Annotated in this window: 19 protein-coding genes; 6 read left to right on the forward strand and 13 right to left on the reverse strand. The window is 77.5% G+C overall.

Features of this window, described 5'->3' with window-relative positions; translation table 11 throughout:
- Positions 1 to 31 precede the first annotated feature (31 nt).
- Positions 32 to 3,403 (forward strand): BTAD domain-containing putative transcriptional regulator, encoded by a 3,372-nt coding sequence (locus tag ACI8AD_RS01670; protein WP_456868821.1) that lies wholly within the window; start codon positions 32 to 34, stop codon positions 3,401 to 3,403.
- Here ACI8AD_RS01670 and ACI8AD_RS01675 read toward each other — a convergent pair.
- Positions 3,400 to 4,113, reverse strand: coding sequence for a hemerythrin domain-containing protein (locus tag ACI8AD_RS01675; protein ID WP_456868822.1), 714 nt, complete (start codon positions 4,111 to 4,113; stop codon positions 3,400 to 3,402). The two genes, ACI8AD_RS01670 and ACI8AD_RS01675, sit on opposite strands and share 4 nt — an antisense overlap.
- Positions 4,114 to 4,239: 126 nt before the next feature.
- On the opposite strand from ACI8AD_RS01675, the gene ACI8AD_RS01680 reads away from it, so the two are divergent.
- Positions 4,240 to 5,229, forward strand: coding sequence for an LLM class flavin-dependent oxidoreductase (locus tag ACI8AD_RS01680; RefSeq protein WP_456868823.1), 990 nt, complete (start codon positions 4,240 to 4,242; stop codon positions 5,227 to 5,229).
- A 56-nt stretch (positions 5,230 to 5,285) separates the two neighbouring features.
- Positions 5,286 to 6,947, forward strand: a complete 1,662-nt coding sequence (locus ACI8AD_RS01685) for a Na+/H+ antiporter (RefSeq protein ID WP_456868824.1) — start codon at positions 5,286 to 5,288, stop codon at positions 6,945 to 6,947.
- Between the two features lie 9 nt (positions 6,948 to 6,956).
- Here the strand turns inward: ACI8AD_RS01685 and ACI8AD_RS01690 are convergent, their stop codons facing one another.
- From ACI8AD_RS01690 to ACI8AD_RS01720, 7 genes are all read right to left on the reverse strand, one after another.
- Positions 6,957 to 7,322 (reverse strand): pyridoxamine 5'-phosphate oxidase family protein, encoded by a 366-nt coding sequence (locus ACI8AD_RS01690; protein WP_456868866.1) that lies wholly within the window; start codon positions 7,320 to 7,322, stop codon positions 6,957 to 6,959.
- Positions 7,238 to 7,477, reverse strand: a complete 240-nt coding sequence (locus tag ACI8AD_RS01695) for a pyridoxamine 5'-phosphate oxidase family protein (RefSeq protein WP_456868871.1) — start codon at positions 7,475 to 7,477, stop codon at positions 7,238 to 7,240. The genes ACI8AD_RS01690 and ACI8AD_RS01695 overlap by 85 nt, the downstream gene beginning before the upstream one ends.
- A gap of 29 nt (positions 7,478 to 7,506) precedes the next feature.
- Positions 7,507 to 8,091, reverse strand: coding sequence for a class I SAM-dependent methyltransferase (locus ACI8AD_RS01700; protein WP_456868825.1), 585 nt, complete (start codon positions 8,089 to 8,091; stop codon positions 7,507 to 7,509).
- 76 nt (positions 8,092 to 8,167) lie between these two features.
- Positions 8,168 to 9,004, reverse strand: coding sequence for an alpha/beta hydrolase (locus ACI8AD_RS01705; RefSeq protein WP_456868826.1), 837 nt, complete (start codon positions 9,002 to 9,004; stop codon positions 8,168 to 8,170).
- A 109-nt stretch (positions 9,005 to 9,113) separates the two neighbouring features.
- Positions 9,114 to 9,764 (reverse strand): LysE family translocator, encoded by a 651-nt coding sequence (locus tag ACI8AD_RS01710; protein WP_456868827.1) that lies wholly within the window; start codon positions 9,762 to 9,764, stop codon positions 9,114 to 9,116.
- Positions 9,765 to 9,828: 64 nt separating this feature from the next.
- Entirely contained in the window at positions 9,829 to 10,239 is a 411-nt protein-coding gene (gene mscL, locus ACI8AD_RS01715) for a large conductance mechanosensitive channel protein MscL (protein ID WP_456868828.1), read from the reverse strand.
- 47 nt (positions 10,240 to 10,286) lie between these two features.
- Complete coding sequence (locus tag ACI8AD_RS01720) at positions 10,287 to 10,820, reverse strand: N-acetyltransferase family protein (RefSeq protein WP_456868829.1); 534 nt, start codon at positions 10,818 to 10,820, stop codon at positions 10,287 to 10,289.
- A 196-nt stretch (positions 10,821 to 11,016) separates the two neighbouring features.
- Between ACI8AD_RS01720 and ACI8AD_RS01725 the strand changes: the two genes are divergently transcribed.
- From ACI8AD_RS01725 to ACI8AD_RS01735, 3 genes are read left to right on the forward strand one after another with little or no spacing between them, the layout of a single operon-like run.
- Entirely contained in the window at positions 11,017 to 11,748 is a 732-nt protein-coding gene (locus ACI8AD_RS01725) for an ANTAR domain-containing protein (protein ID WP_456868830.1), read from the forward strand.
- Positions 11,738 to 12,550: an MEDS domain-containing protein gene (locus ACI8AD_RS01730; RefSeq protein WP_456868831.1), complete on the forward strand. Its 813-nt coding sequence runs from the start codon at positions 11,738 to 11,740 to the stop codon at positions 12,548 to 12,550. The genes ACI8AD_RS01725 and ACI8AD_RS01730 overlap by 11 nt, the downstream gene beginning before the upstream one ends.
- Positions 12,547 to 13,449 (forward strand): hypothetical protein, encoded by a 903-nt coding sequence (locus tag ACI8AD_RS01735; RefSeq protein ID WP_456868832.1) that lies wholly within the window; start codon positions 12,547 to 12,549, stop codon positions 13,447 to 13,449. The genes ACI8AD_RS01730 and ACI8AD_RS01735 overlap by 4 nt, the downstream gene beginning before the upstream one ends.
- 24 nt (positions 13,450 to 13,473) lie before the next feature.
- Here ACI8AD_RS01735 and ACI8AD_RS01740 read toward each other — a convergent pair whose 3' ends face one another.
- The 5 genes from ACI8AD_RS01740 to ACI8AD_RS01760 all read right to left on the reverse strand — a co-directional run bounded on the left by ACI8AD_RS01740 (position 13,474) and on the right by ACI8AD_RS01760 (position 17,912).
- Positions 13,474 to 14,058, reverse strand: coding sequence for a hypothetical protein (locus tag ACI8AD_RS01740; protein ID WP_456868833.1), 585 nt, complete (start codon positions 14,056 to 14,058; stop codon positions 13,474 to 13,476).
- A 29-nt stretch (positions 14,059 to 14,087) separates the two neighbouring features.
- Positions 14,088 to 15,509 carry an NADP-dependent succinic semialdehyde dehydrogenase gene (locus ACI8AD_RS01745; RefSeq protein ID WP_456868834.1) on the reverse strand — a complete coding sequence of 474 codons (1,422 nt, stop codon included), beginning with the start codon at positions 15,507 to 15,509 and terminating at the stop codon, positions 14,088 to 14,090.
- 82 nt (positions 15,510 to 15,591) lie between these two features.
- Positions 15,592 to 16,971 carry a chromate efflux transporter gene (gene chrA / locus ACI8AD_RS01750; RefSeq protein ID WP_456868835.1) on the reverse strand — a complete coding sequence of 460 codons (1,380 nt, stop codon included), beginning with the start codon at positions 16,969 to 16,971 and terminating at the stop codon, positions 15,592 to 15,594.
- A 15-nt stretch (positions 16,972 to 16,986) separates the two neighbouring features.
- Entirely contained in the window at positions 16,987 to 17,418 is a 432-nt protein-coding gene (locus ACI8AD_RS01755; RefSeq protein WP_456868836.1) for a chromate resistance protein ChrB domain-containing protein, read from the reverse strand.
- A complete protein-coding gene (locus tag ACI8AD_RS01760; RefSeq protein WP_456868837.1) occupies positions 17,415 to 17,912 on the reverse strand; it encodes a Chromate resistance protein ChrB in 498 nt (165 codons plus the stop codon). The genes ACI8AD_RS01755 and ACI8AD_RS01760 overlap by 4 nt, the downstream gene beginning before the upstream one ends.
- Between the last annotated feature and the right edge of the window lie 310 nt (positions 17,913 to 18,222).

Below are 18,222 nucleotides of genomic sequence, written 5' to 3' on the forward strand. Positions count from 1 at the left end.
GACCGCCGACGCCACCTATGCTCTCGCCGTCATGGGCACGGGGGGTGCCGGAACCGTCGCGTTCCGGGTGTTGGGTGAGGTCGGCGCCGTCCGGGACGGGGTGCCCCTCGACCTCGGGGGTCGCCGGCAGCGGTCGGTGATCGCCCGGCTGCTGGTCGCCGGTGGCCGCATGGTCCCGGCCGAGATGCTGGTCGCCGACCTGTGGCGGGCCGCCTCCCCCGCCGACGCGATGGGGTCCCTGCAGGCCCACGTCAGCCACCTGCGCCGCATCCTCGAGCCCGGCCGCGCGCCGCGGACGCCGGCCCGGCTGCTGGTCACCGTGCCGCCCGGCTACGCCCTGCGCCCCGACGAGGACGCCGTCGACGTGCTACAGGCGCTGCGGCTGCTCGACGAGGGCGACCGGCTCGCCGCGACCGACCCGGGTGCGGCCCGGGACCGCTACAGCGCCGCGATCGACCTGTGGCGGGGCCCGGCCTACGCCGAGTACGCCGACGAGCCGTGGGCCGCGCCGGAGGCCGCCCGCCTCGACGAGCTGCGCCTGACGGCGATCGAGCGGCGCGCCGCGGTGGCCCTCGACGCCCCCGGCGGGCGCGACCCGCTGCCGCTACTGCGCGCCCACGTGGCCGAGCACCCGCTGCGCGAGGAGGGCTGGCGGCTGCTGGCGCTCGGGCTCTACCGCGCCGGCCGGCAGGGCGAGGCGCTGGCCGCGCTGCGCGACGTCCGCACGCGGCTGGCCGACGAGCTCGGCGTCGACCCCGGCCCGGAGCTGCGGGCGCTGGAGGAGGCGGTGCTGGCCCAGTCGCCGTCCCTGCTGCCCGCACGCCCGCCGGCCCCCGCCGTCGGCCGACCCGGGCCGGTCGCCGCCGAGCCCGCACCGGTCCCGGTGCCGGTCCCCGGGCCGGCGCCGGAGGTGCCCCGCCCGGTCGGCCGGGACGCCGAGCTCGCCGCGCTGGACGCGGCGGCGGCCCGCGCCGCGGAGGGCCGGCTGCAGGTCGCCGTGCTCGCCGGGGAGGCCGGCAGCGGGAAGTCCACCGTGCTCGACCACCTGCGCGCGCAGTACGCCGGGCGGGGCTGGACCACGCTCGCGGTGTCCTGTCCGGAGACCGACGGCGCGCCGCCCGCGTGGCCGTGGGCCGCCGCGCTGCGCGCGCTGGCCGCCACCGTCCCGCCCGCGGACCCCGCGCCGCTGGCCCGGCTGCTGACCGACGACGCCCCCGCCGACACCGGCGGTGACCCGACCGGCAACCGGTTCCGGCTGCACCGCGCGGTGGCCGGCTGGCTCTCCGCCGTCGCCTCGGCCACGCCGCTGCTGGTCACCGTCGACGACCTGCACCGCGCCGACCGCGAGACCACCGCCCTGCTGCTGGACCTGCTGCCGGCGCTGGCCGGGTGCCCGGTGCTGGTGGTCGCCGGGCACCGCGCCGAGGAGAGCGGCGGGCTGGCCGACGTCCTGGCCGCCCTCGCCCGCCGCTCGCCGCTCGGCCTGTCGCTGCGCGGCCTGGACCGCGGTGCCGTCGACGCGCTGGTGGAGGACTGGGCGCTCACGCCGGTCGACGGCCGCACCCGCGCCGCGATCGCCGCCCGCGCCGACGGCAACCCGTTCTACGTGCGCGAGCTGCTGCGGCTGGTCGACGCCGGCGCCGACGTCGACGCCGTCCCCGGCACCGTGCGCGACGTCGTCCGGCACCGGCTGGCCACGCTGCCCGCGCGCACCGGCACCCTGCTGCGGCTGGCCGCCGTCCTCGGCCGCGACGTCGACGCCGAGGTGCTGCTGGCCGCGGCCGCCCCGGCCGACGGCGCCGACGACGAGGACGCGCTGGTCGAGGCGCTGGAGACGGCGCTGGTCAGCGGGCTGCTGGTCGAGCCCGGCGCCGGCCGGCTGCGCTTCCTGCACGCCCTGGTCCGCGACACCCTCTACGAGGACCTGTCCTCGCTGCGCCGCACCCGGCTGCACGGCCGGGTGGCCGCCGTCCTGGAGCGCCTGCGGCCCGACGACGTCACGGCGCTCGCCCACCACACCGCCGCGGCCGGGCCGGGGTCGGCCGCGGCCGCGGGGCGCTGGGCGCAGGCCGCCGCCGAGCTCGCCGAGCGCCGCTTCGCCCACGCCGACGCCGCGGTCATGTGGGGCCGGGCGGCCGAGGCCACCGCGACGGCCCGGCCCGGCGACGGGGCGGCCCTCGCCCGGCTGCTGGGCGCCCAGGCGCACGCCACCGCGCTGGCCGGCGCCGTCGGGGAGGCGCGCGCGCTGCGCACCCGAGCGCTGGCGGCGCTGCCCGAGGACGCGCCGCCCGGGCTGACCGCCTCGGTGCTGCTGTCCTCGGACGTGCCGACCTTCTGGAACGCCTGGGTCGACCCCGTCGACGACCGGTTCGTCGAGCGCACCGAGCGCACCGTCGCCGCCCTGCCCGCGGGGGACCCCCAGCGCGCCCGGCTGCTGACGGTGCTCGCCGTCGAGCTCGAGGAGCGGCACGAGGACCGCGCCGTCGAGGTCTCCGCGCGGGCGCTGGCCGACGCCCGCCTCGGCGGGGACCCGCTGGCGCTGGCCCACGCCCTGACCGTCCGGCAGTTCCACGCCGTGCGCGGGACCGACCGCAGCGAGGCCACGGCGCTGGGCACCGAACTGCTCGCCGTCGCCCAGCGCGAGGGCTTCGGCCTGTTCGAGGCGGTGGCGCGGCTGGTGCTGCTGCAGGACGCCTGCACCGTGCTCGACCTCGAGGCCGCCGACGTGCACGCCCGGGAGGCCGAGCGGCTGTCGTCGGCCTACGGGCTGCCGCTGCTGCACGGCATCGCCCGCTGCTACGCCGGCCTGCGCGCCGCCGTCGCCGGGCGCACGGCCGACGCCGAGGCCGCCTACGACGTGGCCGAGCAGGCCCTGCTCGACGCCGGCTACTACCCGCAGGTCGCGCGGGCGCTGCGCCTGACCACCCAGCTCTCCCTGCAGCTCGCCGACCCCGGCGCCTGGACGGTCCCGCCGGAGGAGATGGCCGCCCTCGCACCGATCTCGCCGGAGCTCGCGGCCGAGATGCAGGCGCTGGCCCTGGTGCTGGCCGGGCGGGCGGAGGAGGCGCGGTCGCTGGGCCCGTCACGCCACCGCGTGGTGCGGGACCTGTTCACCCCGTTCCTGCAGTACTGCCGCGGCCTGGTGGGGCTGGCCCTCGGCGACGCCGCGCGGATGGCCGAGGCCGAGACCGAGCTGCTCCCCTACCGGGACACAGTCTGCGGGACGCACACCGCCCAGATGGCGCTCGGCCCGACGGCGACCCTGCTGGCCCGGCTGGCCGCCGCGCGCGGTGACCTGGCCGCGGCCGCGGCGCACCGCGAGGTCGCCGTCGCCGTCGCCGCGCGGACCGGCCACCCCGGCTGGATCGCCGACGCCCGCGACCTGCCCGGCCGGCGCGACTAACCGCCGGCGGCGGTCCCGACGACGAGGTCGCGCCGGCGCCGCCAGCCGGGCTCGGCCAGCCGCAGGACCACCCGCAGCGGAGCCGGGGTCGCGGCCAGCAGCCCGGCCCGCTCGGCGGGGTCCCGGCAGGTGTCGGCGAGCCACGGCAGCGCGAACGCCGCCTGCCGCAGGCCGGTGCCCCGGGCGCAGCGCGCCTCGTAGCGGGCCAGGTCCCGCACCGACACGCACCGGCGCACCACCGGGAAGACCTCCCGCTCCTCCTCCTCGACGTGCTCGTCGAGCGCGTCGGCCAGCTCCGCGAGGGCGGTGGCGGACGCGCCCGCGGCGGCGGGATCCGCGGCGGCGAGCCCGGGCAGCGCCGCCCCCGCCCGTCCGATCAGGGCGCGCAGGGCGGCGTGGTCCTCGGTCAGCGGCTGCAGGTCGGCGGCGTGCGCCCCGGCGCAGGCGGCGACCACCGGCCACAGCACGGCGTCCTCGCGCTCGGTGTGCGCCCGCACCTCGCCGAGCACGGCCCGCCCGAAGGCGACCAGCGCCCGCCGCCGCTCGGGAGGGCACGGCGCGCCGCCGGCGACCTCGGCGGCGACGTCGGCCAGCAGCCGGCAGCCGCGGCGCAGCGCGCGGTGGGCCAGCGCCAGGCGCGTGACGTCGGCCTCGGGCTCCCCCGGGCGGCGGGGGGTGACGGGGAACGGCAGCGGGGCGGTCGCGGTCACGGTCGGACCGTCCCGCGGTCCGGTTGCCGGTGACTTGCGACCGACTGCCGCAGCTCCGGAAGAGCCCGGGAGGGCCAGGGGTTGCACCGGGCAACGACCGTCGTCGCCGTCCCCAGGAGCTCCCCCATGCGCGTCCCGCTGTCCGTGCTCGACCTCGCCCCCGTCGCCCGCGGGGAGACCGTCGGGGAGAGCATCGCCGCCAGCGTGGCCCTCGCGCAGCGCGCGGAGGAGGCCGGCTACCGGCGGGTCTGGTACGCCGAGCACCACAACATGCCGGCCATCGCCTCCTCGGCGACCAGCGTGCTCATCGCCCACGTGGCGGCCCACACGCGCACGATCCGGCTCGGCGCCGGTGGGGTCATGCTGCCCAACCACTCGCCGCTGGTGATCGCCGAGCAGTTCGGCACGCTGGCCTCGGTGCACCCGGGCCGCATCGACCTCGGCCTCGGCCGGGCACCGGGCTCGGACCAGAACACCGCCTGGGCGCTGCGCCGTGACCCCGCCGCCGCGGAGCGCTTCCCGCAGGACGTGCTGGAGCTGCAGGGCTACCTGACCGGCCGCTCGCGGGTCCCCGGCGTCCAGGCGGTCCCCGGGCGCGGGACCGACGTGCCGCTCTACGTCCTGGGGTCGTCGATGTTCGGTGCGGGGCTGGCCGCCGCGCTGGGTCTGCCCTACGCCTTCGCCTCGCACTTCGCGCCGCAGCTGCTCGAGCCGGCCGTGGCCGCCTACCGGCGGGACTTCCGCCCGTCGGAGCAGCTCGACGCCCCCTACGTCGTCGCCGGGGTCAACGCGCTGGCCGCGGACAGCGCCGAGGCCGCACAGGCGGGGCTCGCGGCCACCCGCCGGCGGCTGGCGGTCGGCCTGTTCGGCCAGGGCCGCGACCTGTCCGACGACGAGGCGGACCTGCTGCTGTCCTCCGGCGCCGGCCGGCACGTGGACTCGATGCTCACCCACACCGCCGCCGGCACCCCCGACCAGGTGCGCGAGCAGCTGACCGCCTTCGCGCGGCTGGCCGACGCCGACGAGCTGATCGTCGCCCACCAGGCGCCCACCGCCGAGGCCCGGCTGCGCTCGGTCACCCTGGTCGCCGAGGCGATGGACGCCGTCGCCGCCTAGCACCTGCCCGGGGGTGGCGGGACGGACACCGCCGCCCCCTCGGGGAGGATGCGCGGGTGCACCCCGAGACCGTCCTGCTGCTCGCCCTCGCCGCGGTCGCGGTCATCGTCGCGGCCCGCTGGCTGGCCGAACGGACCGGTCTCCCGGCGGCCGCGCTGCTCACCGTGACCGGGCTGGTCTACGCGCTGCTACCCGGTCCGAACCTGACGCTGGATCCCGAGGTCGTCCTCACCGTCCTCATCCCGCCGCTGCTCTACAGCGCCGCGCTGGACTCCTCGCTCATCGCGATCCGGGCCAACCTGCGCACCGTCGTCGGGCTCTCGGTGCTGCTGGTGCTGGTCACCGCGCTGGTCATCGGCGCCGGCTTCGCGCTGTGGGTGCCCGGCGCCACGCTCGCGGCCGGCATCGCCCTCGGCGCCGCCGTCGCCCCGCCGGACCCCGTCGCCGCGCTGGCCGTCGGCCGCCGGGTCGGCCTGCCCCCGCGGCTGGTCACGCTCATCCAGGGCGAGGGGCTGCTCAACGACGCGACCGCGCTGACCCTGCTCACCGTCGCGGTCGCCGCGGCCTCCGGCGACGGGTTCTCCACGTGGGGCGCGCTGGGCCAGTTCGCGCTGGCCGCGGCCGGCGGGGTCGCCGCGGGCCTGCTCGTCGCCCACGGCATCCGGCCGCTGCGCCGGCTGCGCCGCGACCCGCTGACGTCCAACGCGATCTCCCTGGCCACGCCGTTCGTCGCCTACCTGCTGGCCGAGAGCGTGCACGTGTCCGGCGTGCTGGCCGTCGTCGTCGCCGGTCTCGTCATCGCGCACAACGCGCCGTACTGGCAGTCGGGGGCCACCCGGCTGCAGACCGACGCGGTGTGGCGGCTGGTCGACTTCCTGCTCGAGGGCGTCGTCTTCCTGCTCATCGGCCAGCAGCTGCCCGCGGTCATCCGCGGCCTCGGCCAGTACGCGCCCTCCACCGTGGTCGTCGCCTCGGCGATCACCGTCGGGGCGGTCCTGCTGGTGCGGCCGCTGTGGCTGTGGCTCACCGAGCACGCCCCGCAGGCGCTGCACATGCGCCTGGGCGGCTCGCCGGTCGAGGACGAGACGACCCCGCCGGGCGGGCGCTCCCCCGCGGCGCCGCGGCTGTCCGGCCGGGAGATCACCGTGCTGAGCTGGGCCGGCACCCGCGGCGTCATCAGCCTGGCCGCCGTCTTCACCATCCCGCTGGTCACCGACACCGGCGACCCCTTCCCCGACCGCGACCTGCTGCTGTTCTGCGCGTTCCTCGCCGTGCTGGTCACCCTGGTCGGCCAGGGCGCCACGTTCGCGCCGCTGGTCCGCCGGCTGGGCCTGCGCGCCGACGCCGCCGACGCCGCCCGGCTGCGCAACCAGGCGCGGGTCGCCGCCGTCGAGGCGGGGCTGACCCGGCTCGACGAGCTGCAGGCCGAGCAGCACGACCACGTCGACGACGCCGCCATCGCGTCGATCCGCGCCGCGCTGCGCACGCGGGTGGACCGCTACCGGCGGCGGCTGGAGGTCCTCGAGGACGCCGCCGGGGAGGTGCCGATGTCCCCGGAGTACGAGGCGGCGCTGCGGGTGCGCCGGGCGGTGATCGACGCCGAGCGCCAGGAGCTGCTGCGCTGGCGCGACCTGGGCCGGCTGCCCGACGACGGGCTGCGCACCCTGGAGCGCGAGCTCGACCACCAGGAGCACCTGCTGCCGGCGCGCCCGGTCTGACGGCGCCGGTCAGGGGCGGTAGCGGGTCTGGCCGTGCGGCCCGCCGAAGAGGAGCACCTTCGCCGGCGCGACCCGGTAGACCCAGGCGCCGCCCTCGGTGGCGCCGCCGGAGTCGCTGAGCTCGACGAACTCCTCGCCCCGGACCTCGAAGTGCCAGTCCTCGCCGTACTTGGCGTACCAGGCGGCCGCCAGCGCCTGCAGCGCCCCCGGGTCGGTCACCCGCACCGCGGTGCCCTCGACCACGACGTCCCGGCCGCTGTCCCAGCCGTGCGCGCCGGTGCTGCCGGTGGTCACGGCCACGTGCGGGTTGGTCTCGAGGTTGCGCCGCTTCTGCTCGGCGGCGCCGGTGCAGAGGCGAAGGCGCCGTCGTGCCAGACGCCGACCAGCGGGACGGCGTGGGGGCGTCCGTCGGCGCGGACGGTGACGATCCAGTAGAGCTGCGCGTCGGCGAGCAGCCGTTCGACGTCGGCCCACGGTGGTGCGGAGGCCGAGGCGTCGCCGTAGCGGGGGTCGATCCGTCCGGTCGTCATGTCGGGAGGACCGGCCTGCCGGCGGCGACTCATCGCCCGGCGGCGGGCGCTCCCGGGCCGGTGCAGGCGAACAGGAAGGCCGGCGGCACGTTCCACGGCGTGACGACGGTGCGCACCGCGGCGAACCGGCGGCGCAGCTCGCCGCGCACCAGCGGCGAGTACTGGATGACCAGCGCCGTCCCGCCGGGGCGCAGCGCGCGCGGCAGCACGTCGAGCAGCCGGCGTCGCAGCCCTGCCTCCAGCGAGGTGAACGGCAGCATCGAGACGACGACGTCGGCCCGCTCGCCGTCGAGGTGGGCGTCGAGGTCCTCGGCGGAGCCGCACACCACCTGCAGCCGCGGGTCGCCGAACCGCTCGGTGAGCAGGCGGGCCAGCCGCGGCTCGATCTCGACGGCGACCAGCCGGGCGGCGGGCCCGAGCCGGGCGAGGAGCTCCCGGGTGGCCACCCCGGTGCCGGCACCGAGCTCCACCACGAGCCCGGCCGACGGGACGTCGGCGAGGTCGAGCATGGCGCGCACCGCGGTGCGCGAGGTGGGCAGCACCGCGCCGATCTGCCGCGGGTTGGTGGCGAAGGCGCGCAGCAGGCGCAGCCCGTCGCCGAGGGCGTGGGTCACCGTTCCTCCCGTCCGTCGCTCGGCCCCGCTGCCCGGGACCCTGTCACGGACCGGCGGCCGCCGCCGCGCGAGCGCGTCAGCTCCCGCGGTGGGCGTCGAGCCAGGCGACGACGTCGTCGAGCACCCGGTCCTTCTCCGGCTCGTTGTGCGGCTCGTGGTAGAGCCCGTCGTAGAGGCGCACCGTGAGGTCCGGGGACCCGGCGTGCTGCCGCACGACGTCGCTGGCCGACGGCGGCATCAGCCGGTCGTCGCCGCCGTGGAGCACCAGCAGCGGCAGCCGCAGGTCCCGCAGCCGGGCGGGCATGCCGGCGGCGCCGAGCATGATCTCGGTGCCGGTGCGGGCGACCATCTTCCCGGTGTGGTTGAGCGGGTCGGCCCGGTAGGCGGCCACCACCTCGGGGTCGCGGCTGACCGTCTCGGCGTCGAGGGTGAGCACGCCGAGGCCGGGGGCGACCCGGGCGAGCACCGGCGCGAGCGCGCGCTGCGCCGGGGTGGCGGTGCTGGTGTCGAGGGCCGGCGCGGAGACGACCGCACCGGCGACGCGCTCGTGCGGCGTGCCGGTGAGGTACTGCAGCGCCACCAGGCCGCCGAGGCTGTGCCCGTAGACGAACAGCGGGACGCCGGGGTGGCGGTCGGCGGCCGCCCGGGCGGTCTGCGCGACGCCCTCGACGGCCGCGGCCAGGCTGCGGATGTCGCCGCGGCGGCCCGGGGAGCGGCCGTGGCCGGGGTGGTCGGGGGCGTAGGACGCGTACCCGGCGGCGCCGAGCCGCTCGGCGACGTGCGCGTACCGGCCGCCGTGCTCGTGGGCACCGTGCACCAGCACCACGACGCCGACCGGGTCGGGCACCGCCCAGCCCTGCCAGTACTGCCCCGTGGCCAGCGTCCCCTGACCGTGCCTGACCGGTGTGGTCACGCGCCCTCCCCGTCCCGTCGGTGCCGGCGCAGACCGTAGCGGGTGGCGCCCGGCCGCGGACGGGGTCCACGGGAGGTCGGCGGGAGGTCAGCGGGAGGTCACCGGGAGGTCAGCGGGAGGACACCGCCACCCGGACGCCGAGGCCGACGAGGGCGGTGCCGCTGGCCGTCTCCAGCGCCTGCCGCACCCGCCGCCGCCGGAACCACCCACCGGCGCGGGCCACCCCGGCGGCCAGCGACAGGTACAGCACCAGCTCGATCGCGACCTGCAGCAGCGCCAGCACCGCGGTGGTGGCGAACAGCGGCCGGTCGGCCGGCACGAACTGCGGGTAGAAGGCGATCATGAAGACGGCGGCCTTCGGGTTGGCGAGCTGCACGAGCAGCCCCTCGCCGAACGCCACCCACCGACCGCGGCGCCCGACGGGCGGCGGTAACGGCACCAGCGGGCCCGCGGCGGCGGCGCGGTGCTCCCGCCACGCCGAGCGCCACGCCTGCAGGCCCAGCCAGACCAGCACGACGGCGCCCACGACCCGCAGCACCAGGAAGGCGACCTCGGAGGCGGCGACCAGCGCGGCGAACCCGGCCGCGGCGAGCAGCGCCCACGCGTAGAGGCCGAGCTCCAGGCCCAGCACGGTCGGGACCGTCGCGCGGAACCCGCGCAGTGCGGCCCGGCGCAGGATCAGGGCCATCGCCGGCCCCGGCGAGGCCGAGATGAGCACCACCGCCAGGAGGAACGCCGGCAGCGACGAGAGCAGGTCCACACCCCGCATGCTGGCACCGGCCCGCCCGCCCGTCGCCCGGTTTCCCGGGCAGGGCGGCACGCGGTCAGGGGACGACGGGTTCGACGTCGCGCGTGCAGAACATGCAGACCGAGGCGTCCACCGGGATGAAGCTCTTGCAGTGGTCGCACTCCCGGTTGCCCTGCGCGCCGGCGGTCTCCCGGCCGGTGGCCCGGCGGATCGCCTGCACCAGGAACATGATCGTCACCGCGAGCAGCAGGAACGAGACGAACGCGGTGAGGAACGAACCGTAGCGGATCTGCGCGCCGTTGACGGTGAGCACGAGGGCGTCGAAGTCCGGCTGGCCGAAGACCGCCGCCACCAGCGGCAGGATCACGTCGCCGACCAGCGACTCGACCACGGTGGCGAAGGCCGCCCCGATCGCCAGGCCGACCGCGAGGTCGACCAGGCTGCCCGAGAAGGCGAAGTTCCGGAAGTTGGTCAGCAGCGTGCGCACGTCGTCCTCCCCGTCGGTCCCGACGGGCGGAGGGTAGGGCGTGCAGCTCAGCGCGGCTCGGCGGGCGGCACGCCGTCGGCGGGTCCGGGACCGAGGTCGCGCTGCAACCAGGTGACGTCCCGCCAGGCGCCGTCCTTCCAGCCGACCCGCCGGTAGGTGCCCACCGGCTCGAAGCCGAGGGCGCGGTGCAGGCCGAGGCTGGCGTCGTTGGGCAGCGCGACGCCGGCCAGCGCGACGAGGTACCCGCGGCCGGCGAGGCGCTCGAGCAGCGCGTCGTACAGCGCCCGGCCGGCGCCGGTGCGCCGGCGGCCGGGCTCCAGGTACACGCTTACCGCGCAGGACCAGCGGTAGGCGGCGCGGCCCGTGAAGGGCCCGCCGTACGCGAAGCCGCGCACCGCGCCGTCGGCCTCGAGCACCAGCCAGGCGTGGCGCTCCTGGGCGGCGGCGATCCGCGTCGCCATCTCCGCCACCGTCGGCGGGGTGGTCTCGAAGGAGACGGCGGTGCCGGTGACGTAGGGGGTGTAGACGGCGGCGCACGCGACGGCGTCGCCGGGGGTGGCGTCGCGGACGGTGCCGGTCACCGCCCCGACGCTAGCCGGTTCCGTCCACCGCGCTGCGTGTGCGCCACGTCACTCTGGTGAGCGAGTCGTGGGCGTGTCGCCCGTCCGGGTGGCACGATCAAGCGCACCCGGAGGGGGGAGCGCGTCGAACCACGGAGCGCCTCCGCCCACGTCGCGACCGGAGCCACGTCCGGCTGGAGGTGCCGCGGTGCACCCTGTGACCACCGTAGCCGTCCCCCGTCCCCGACCCGAACTCACCGGCTGGCTGCTGGCGGCGGCCCGCCGCTGGCACGCCGCCGAGGACCCGGATGCCGCCGTCCGGGCCGTGCTCGACGACGTGGCGACCCTGCTGCCGCCGGGGTCGTCGGTGTCGCTGACCCTGCTCGGCACCGGCCGCCGACCGGTCCCGCCCCGGGGGGACGCCGGCCCCGCGGCGGCGCTGGACGCCGGACAGGTCGGCCGCGGGCAGGGGCCGCTCCTGACGGCCCTGTCCGGCACCCCGTCCGGCAGCGGCGACCTCGGCCGCGACCTGCGGTGGCCGGCGCTGGCGCAGGCGGCCGCCGCCGCGGGCGTGCGGGCGGCCACCTGCCTGCCCCTCGACACCGGCACCGAGGTGATCGGCGCGCTGTCGGTGTACGCCACCGGCCACGGCGCCGACCGCGCGACGCTGGTGCCGGTGGCCGGGCAGGCCGCGCTGGCGCTGCACACCGTGCGGCGGACCACGAACCTGGCCGTGGCGCTGGACAGCCGCGACCTCATCGGGCAGGCGAAGGGGGTGCTGATGGAGCGCTACCGCATCACCGCCGACACCGCCTTCGGCATCCTCGTGCGCGCCTCCCAGGACACCCACCGCAAGGTCCGCGACGTCGCCGCGCTGGTCACCGAGACCGGCGAGACGCCGCGTCCGGTCGCCGCGGGGAGCGACGGGCGGGCTCCCGATGGCTCCTGAGCGGACGAGCGCCGGCCGGCACGACTGGGTGGTCCTCGACAGCGAGGAGGCGCACGCCCAGGTGGTCGGTGACTTCGTCGCCGAGGGCGTGCGCCGCGGTGAGCAGGTGCTGCTGGTGGGCCTGGGGGCACGCGAGGAGCGGATGTGGACCCGGCTGAGCCGGCAGGGGCTGCTCGGCCCGGGCCACCCGGGCGCCACGTCGGCGCAGGCCCTCGACCGCCCGGTCCGGATCCTGCCGCCGGACCCGGACGCCGTCCGCGCCGCGATCACCGGCGCGGTCGCCGAGGGCTGGCCCGGCGTCCGGTTCAGCGGCGCGCTCACCTCCGCCGGGGGCAACCCGTTCGAGGCGGTGGTGACCGAGCTGGTCGCCCACCTGCCGCTCACCGTGCTCTGCCCCTACTTCCGGGACCTGCTCGTGCCCGGCCAGCGGGAGCAGCTCACGCAGCTGCACGACCACGAGCACGACGCCGGGGCCGAGTACGACGACGGGGTCTTCCGGCTCGTCGTCGCCGGGACGGTGCTGCGGATGGCCGGTGAGCTGGACTCGGCCAACGCCGACGCGCTGCGCGCCGTCCTCGGGGCCACCCTGCAGGTCTCCGCGCGGCCGGCGACCTGGGACGTGACCGACCTGCGGTTCCTCGACGTGGGTGCCGCCGACGCGCTGGTCGCCGCCGCCGCCGGCCCGCCGGGGCTGACGCTGGTCGGCGCCTCGCGGCTGACCGGGCGGCTGATCACCCTGATGGCCGGGCGGCACCCGGGCCGCGAGGTACGGCTGGCGGACGGCGGCGGGGCGGGGCGGTGACCGCGACACCCCTCCCGGTGCACCGGTGCGCCTTCTCCACCGGAGCGGAGGAGGCCGGCCGGCTCGCCGTCGAGTTCTGCCGCCGCGCGGTCGTGGCGGGGTCGCCGGTGGTGGCCCACGTCGACGACGTCGTCCGGCGGGCACTCGCCGAGGCCGTGCCCGGCACGCCGGTGACCTTCGCGCCGCAGCAGCGGGTGCTGCAGGTCCCGCCCGCGGAACTCGCCGACGAGTGGTCCCGGCTGCGGCACCCGGGGTCGGCGGCCCCGGTCGTGGTGCTCGTCCAGCCGCCCACCGCGTTGGTGTCCGACCTCGCCCGCTGGCGCGGCGCGGAGCACGAGGTCACCGTCGCCGTGGCGGTCCGGCCGGTCGAGGTGACCTGCCTGCTCGACACCGCCGTCCTCGAGCCGGCCGCCGTCGCGACGGCCCGCAGCACCCACCCGCTGCTGTGGTGCTCGGGCACCGACCTGCCCAACCCCGACCTGGAGGTGGCACCGCGGCCGGCCGCCGGCACGGCGCTGGCGGAGGGCACGCTCGACCCGCACGCCCCGGTGGGCAACCGTGCGTGGTGGACGGCGGTCCTGACCGACGCCGGCCTGTCCGGCACCCGGCGCGACGAGCTGGTGCTGGTCCTGCACGAGGCGGTCCGCACCGCCGCGGAATTCGCCGGGCACCCCGACGGCGTGCCGGTGCGGGTGGCGCGCGACGGCGCGGCGATCGCCTGCGAGGTCGGGGTCGGGGGCTCGTTCCCGGCGCTGCACCCGCACGAGGTCCCCGCCGACCGGCGGCTGCTGCTGCTGTGGCTGGCGGAGAAGGTCTCCCCCGCCGTGTCCGTGGCCGTGCTCCCCACCGCGAGCGGCAGCCGGCTGGTGGTCCGCGCCGAGCACCCCGACGGCGGCTGAGACGGGCCGGAGGCCCGGCCCGCCTCAGCGGTGCAGCAGCCGCCCGAGGACGCCCCGGACGGTGCAGACCGGTCGCTGGGCCTGCACCAGCCAGGCGTTGCACACGACGACCGCCCCGGCCAGTGTCGGGACGGCGGCCTGCGCCACCCGCTGCCGGCCCTGCCAGGTCGCGATCTCCGCCGGGGTGCCCGCCGAGGGCAGGGTGGCGTCCTTGACGTCGACGCCGCCGTCCCGGTCGGCCTTCTCGGCCAGCTCCCCGATCTTCTTGCCCGTGTAGGCGGCGTAGGCCGTCGCGCCGGCCCCGGCCACGGTCAGCGCCGCCTTGAGCGCACCGACCCTCCCGTAGCCCGCCTGCAGGGCCAGTCGCCCGCGGTTGGCGCGGGTCAGCTGCAGGCCGGCGCCCAGGGTGGCGGCGATGCCGCCCCACTGCGCCGGCGCGAACCGGCTCCAGGCCGAGCTGGCCACCCGGACCTTGTCGATCCCGGAGGTCAGGTCGCTGCCCGACTTGTTCACGCCGGCGATCCCCATCACGGCGCCGCCGAGCCAGAGCGCCGTCCCGAGGTCGTGCACCGCCTGGGCCACGAAGTGGTCGTCCGTCGTCCTCGTCACCGGTGCTGGCTACCCCCGGGACGCCGGGGTCACTCCGAGGCGGTCGCCGTGTTCCCCTCCCGCTGCTCGCTGCTGTGCGGGCCGATCCACACGGTCGTGGCGTTCATGAACTCGTACATGCCGAGCTCGGTCAGCTCGCGGCCGTAGCCGCTCTGCTTGACCCCGCCGAAGGGCAGCTCCGGGTAGCTGGTGACCATCCCGTTGACGAACGCCATGCCGCTCTCGACGTCGCGCACGAACGTCGCGCGCTCCTGCTCGTCCTCGCTCCACAGGTTCGCGCCCAGGCCGTAGGGGTGGCTGTTGGCGATCTCGATGGCCTCCTCCAGGCCGTCGACGGTCCACAGCGCGGCCACCGGGCCGAAGACCTCCTCGTCGTAGAGGTCCATCTCCTTCGTGATCCCGGTGAGCAGGGTCGGCTCGTAGTACCAGCCGGGCCCGTCGGGCCGGTTCCCGCCGACGACGACGGTCGCGCCCTTGTCGACGGCGTCCTGCACGTACCGCTCGACGTCCTCCCGGCCGGACTCGGTGGCCAGCGGGCCGACCTGGGTGCCCTCGTCCATCGGGTCGCCGACGGTGAGCGCGCCGAGCTTCTCGGCGAACAGCCGGGTGAACTCCTCGGCGACGTCGCGGTGCACGAAGAACCGCTTGGCGGCGATGCAGCTCTGCCCGTTGTTCTGGCAGCGCGCAGTGACGGCCACCTCGGCGGCGCGGTCGAGGTCGGCGGAGGGCATGACGATGAACGGGTCGCTGCCACCGAGCTCGAGCACGGTCTTCTTGAGCACGTCGCCGGCGATGGCGGCGACCGACTGCCCCGCGGGGGCGCTGCCGGTGAGCGTGGCGGCGGCGACCCGGTCGTCGCGCAGCACCCGCTCGATGGACGAGGAGCCGATGAGCAGGGTCTGGAAGACGTCGGCGGGGAAGCCGGCCTTGCGGAAGAGCTCCTCCAGGTAGAGCGCCGTCTGCGGCACGTTGCTGGCGTGCTTGAGCAGCCCGACGTTGCCGGCCATGAGCGCCGGGGCGGCGAAGCGCATCGCCTGCCAGAGCGGGAAGTTCCACGGCATGATCGCCAGGACCACCCCGATCGGCCGGTGCACGAGGAAGGCGCGCTCGGCGCCCACGGCGGCGGCGTCGGCGGGCTTCGGCTCGAGCATCGCCGGGCCGTGCTCGGCGTAGTACCGCAGCGCCTTCGCGCACTTGGCCGCCTCGGCCTTCGCCGCGGCCAGCGTCTTGCCCATCTCGGTGACCATGAGCGCGGCCACGGTGTCGGTGTCGGCGTCGAGCACGTCGGCGGCCGCGCGCAGCCAGCCCACGCGCTCCTCGGGGCTGGTCAGCCGGTAGGCGCGGTACGCGGCCGCGGCCCGGCCGATCTTCTCGTCGACGGCGTCGTCCGACAGCGGGTCGTAGGTCTTCAGCGTCTCGCCGGTGGCCGGGTTGATCGTCGCGATCGCCATCTCTGCCTCCCGTCCGGGGCGGGCCGGGCTGCCCGCCGCCCTCGGCCGGAGCCCTACCCGGCCGGCCGCCGGTCACCCACGCTCACGCCACCGGCAGCCCGGCGAGGCCCGCGGCGAGCCCGAGGACGGCGCAGACGCCGAGCGTCCGCAGCACCGACCAGCGCAGCCGGAACAGCAGGACGGCGGCGAGCGCCGCGACGGCCCAGGCCACCGGGCGCACCGCGGTGGGGTCGGGCAGCTCCAGCGCCAGGGGGCCGACCCGCACGGTGTCGGAGAACAGCGTGTGGACGGCGAAGTAGAGGCCGAGGCTGGCGATGACCCCGACGACCGCGGCGGTGATGCCGGTGAGCGCCGCCGACAGCGACCGGTTGCCCCGCAGCCGTTCGATGTAGGGGGCGCCGAGCAGGACGAACAGGAAGCTCGGCACGAACGTCACCCAGGTGACCAGCAGCGAGGCGAGCACCGCCGCGGCCCAGGGGTCGAGCCCGCCGGGCGCGCGGAACGCGCCGAGGAAGGCGACGAACTGCACGACCATGATGAGCGGCCCGGGGGTGGTCTCGGCCAGCGCCAGCCCGCGCACCATCTCCCCCGGCGCCAGCCAGCCGTAGGTGCCGACGGCGGCCTGCGCGACGTAGGCGAGCACCGCGTAGGCGCCGCCGAAGGTGACCACCGCGGCGCCGGAGAAGAACAGGCCCTGCTCGGTGAGCGTGCTGCCCGGGCCGGTGAGCAGGACGACGGCGGCCAGCGGCACGCCCCACGCGAGCAGCCCGGCGGTGAGCACGGTGAGCGTGCGGCGGCCCGACGGGCGCTCGGAGTGCAGGGCGTCGTCGGCGATCACCGGCGCGGGGCCGTCGTCGGCGGGTGGCTCGGCGACCGCCGCCGGGCGCCGGCGGCCGAGCACCCACCCGGCCAGGCCGGCGGCGAGCACGACGAGCGGGAACGGGACGGCGAACAGCGCCAGCGCCAGGAAGGCGGCGACGGCGATGGCCACCAGCGGCGGGCTGGTGAGCGCGCGCTTGGCCACCCGATGCACCGCCTGCGCGACGATCGCCACCACCGCCGGCGCGAGCCCGGCGAACAGCGCGGCCACCGCGGTGGTGTCACCGAAGGCGACGTAGACCGCCGACAGGAGCAGCAGCGCGAGGACGCCGGGGAGGACGAACAGCCCGCCGGCGACCAGGCCGCCACGCGTGCCGTGCAGCAGCCAGCCGACGTAGGTGGCCAGCTGCTGGGCCTCGGGGCCGGGCAGCAGCATGCAGTAGTTCATGGCGTGCAGGAACCGGCGCTGCCCGATCCAGCGGCGCTCGTCGACCAGCTCGCGCTGCATGACGGCGATCTGGCCGGCGGGGCCGCCGAAGGTCTGCAGCGACACCAGGAACCAGGTGCGGACGGCGGCGCGGAACGGCGGCACCGCCGTCGCCGCGCGGGGCTCGGCGGGGGTCGGGCGTGGCTCGGGGGTCACGGGTCTCCGTCGGGGTCAGGCCGGCTCGCGGCCGAGCAGCAGGCGGCGGCGGACGTACTCGTGGAGCCCGTCGAACAGCGGCCCGGAGACGGCGAGGGTGCGCTCGTCGTCGCCGGTCATCGACAGGCCGCGCAGCAGGACGTCGAGGCCCGGTGCCTCGGGGGCGTCGAAGCGGCCGTCGTCGAGGTCGGCCTCGTGCACGATCTCGCCGATCCGCTCCAGTGCGGGGTCGGTCAGGCCGTGGACGCGCAGGATCGTCTCGAACGAGCAGTCCCCGCCGACGTGGCCGAGCGCCGCGCCGCGCATGTCGAAGGGCGTGGCGTCGGCCGGGACGTCGGCGGGGTCGGAGACGAAGACGAACTCGGCGTCGGGGTCGACGAACCGGCGGATCAGCCAGGCGCAGGCGGCGCGGTCGACGTGCACCCCGGCCCGGGTCGCCCACCTCACGACCGGCTCCCCCGCCCGGCCGCGAGCGGCTCACCGACCGCCTGGGACAGCGCCCGGAGCGCCGCGCCGGCCGTGTCCCGCTCGGCCGGCGGGAAGAAGTCGCGGCGGCCGATGGCGCGCCACTCGCCGCGCAGCCGCCGCAGCGCGCGGGCCCGGTCGGCCTCGGGGGCGGCGAGCGCCGCGTCGCAGTCCGCGGTGAACGCGCGGTACTCCTCCGCCCGGGCCGCGGCCATCCCCGTGGCCAGCTCGCGCTCCTGGGCGGTGCCGGCCGGGCGGGCGAGCCAGACCCCGGCGCTGCCACCGGCGGCGAGCACGTCGTCGGCGAGCCACTCGAGGGACTCGCGGGTGCGCGCGTCGGCGGGGAGAGCCACCACGCCGTCGCCGAGCTGGGCCACGCCGAGCCGGCGCAGCCGCCGCCACAGCGTCGTCCGCGGCCCCGACGGTTCCCGGGGCAGGCGGTACGAGAGCAGCACCCACTCCCCGACGGCCGCCACGGCGGTGATGCAACCACGGTTGCAGCGCTCCTGTCGAGCCGGCTGCCGCGCGGGGTCGCGTGTCAGCGGCGCGGCGTCACCCCGGCAGGACCCACGGCGCGTTCCCGAACGGGGCGCCCGTGCGCTTTCCGCACCGCCGGCAGATCTTGTCGTCCGGACCCGACGGCTGCTCCCCGTCCGGGTGTCGCTGGACGTAGGAGTGCCACCCGAACCGGCACCGCAGTGGCTTCCGACTCATGGCCCGACGCTAGGAGTCGCCGATGCCGCCGGACAGGGCACCACGGCCCGGCGCGCCACGACCGCCGCATCC

This window comes from Geodermatophilus sp. SYSU D00766 (assembly GCF_054049915.1).

Coding starts and splice junctions, on each gene's coding strand:
- ACI8AD_RS01670 (WP_456868821.1), top strand. CDS start 32: ATGGGCACGGGGGGTGCCGGAACCGTCGCGTTCCGGGTGTTGGGTGAG.
- ACI8AD_RS01730 (WP_456868831.1), top strand. CDS start 11,738: ATGGCTCCTGAGCGGACGAGCGCCGGCCGGCACGACTGGGTGGTCCTC.
- ACI8AD_RS01745 (WP_456868834.1), bottom strand. CDS start 15,509: ATGGCGATCGCGACGATCAACCCGGCCACCGGCGAGACGCTGAAGACC.
- ACI8AD_RS01695 (WP_456868871.1), bottom strand. CDS start 7,477: ATGACGACCGGACGGATCGACCCCCGCTACGGCGACGCCTCGGCCTCC.
- ACI8AD_RS01680 (WP_456868823.1), top strand. CDS start 4,240: ATGCGCGTCCCGCTGTCCGTGCTCGACCTCGCCCCCGTCGCCCGCGGG.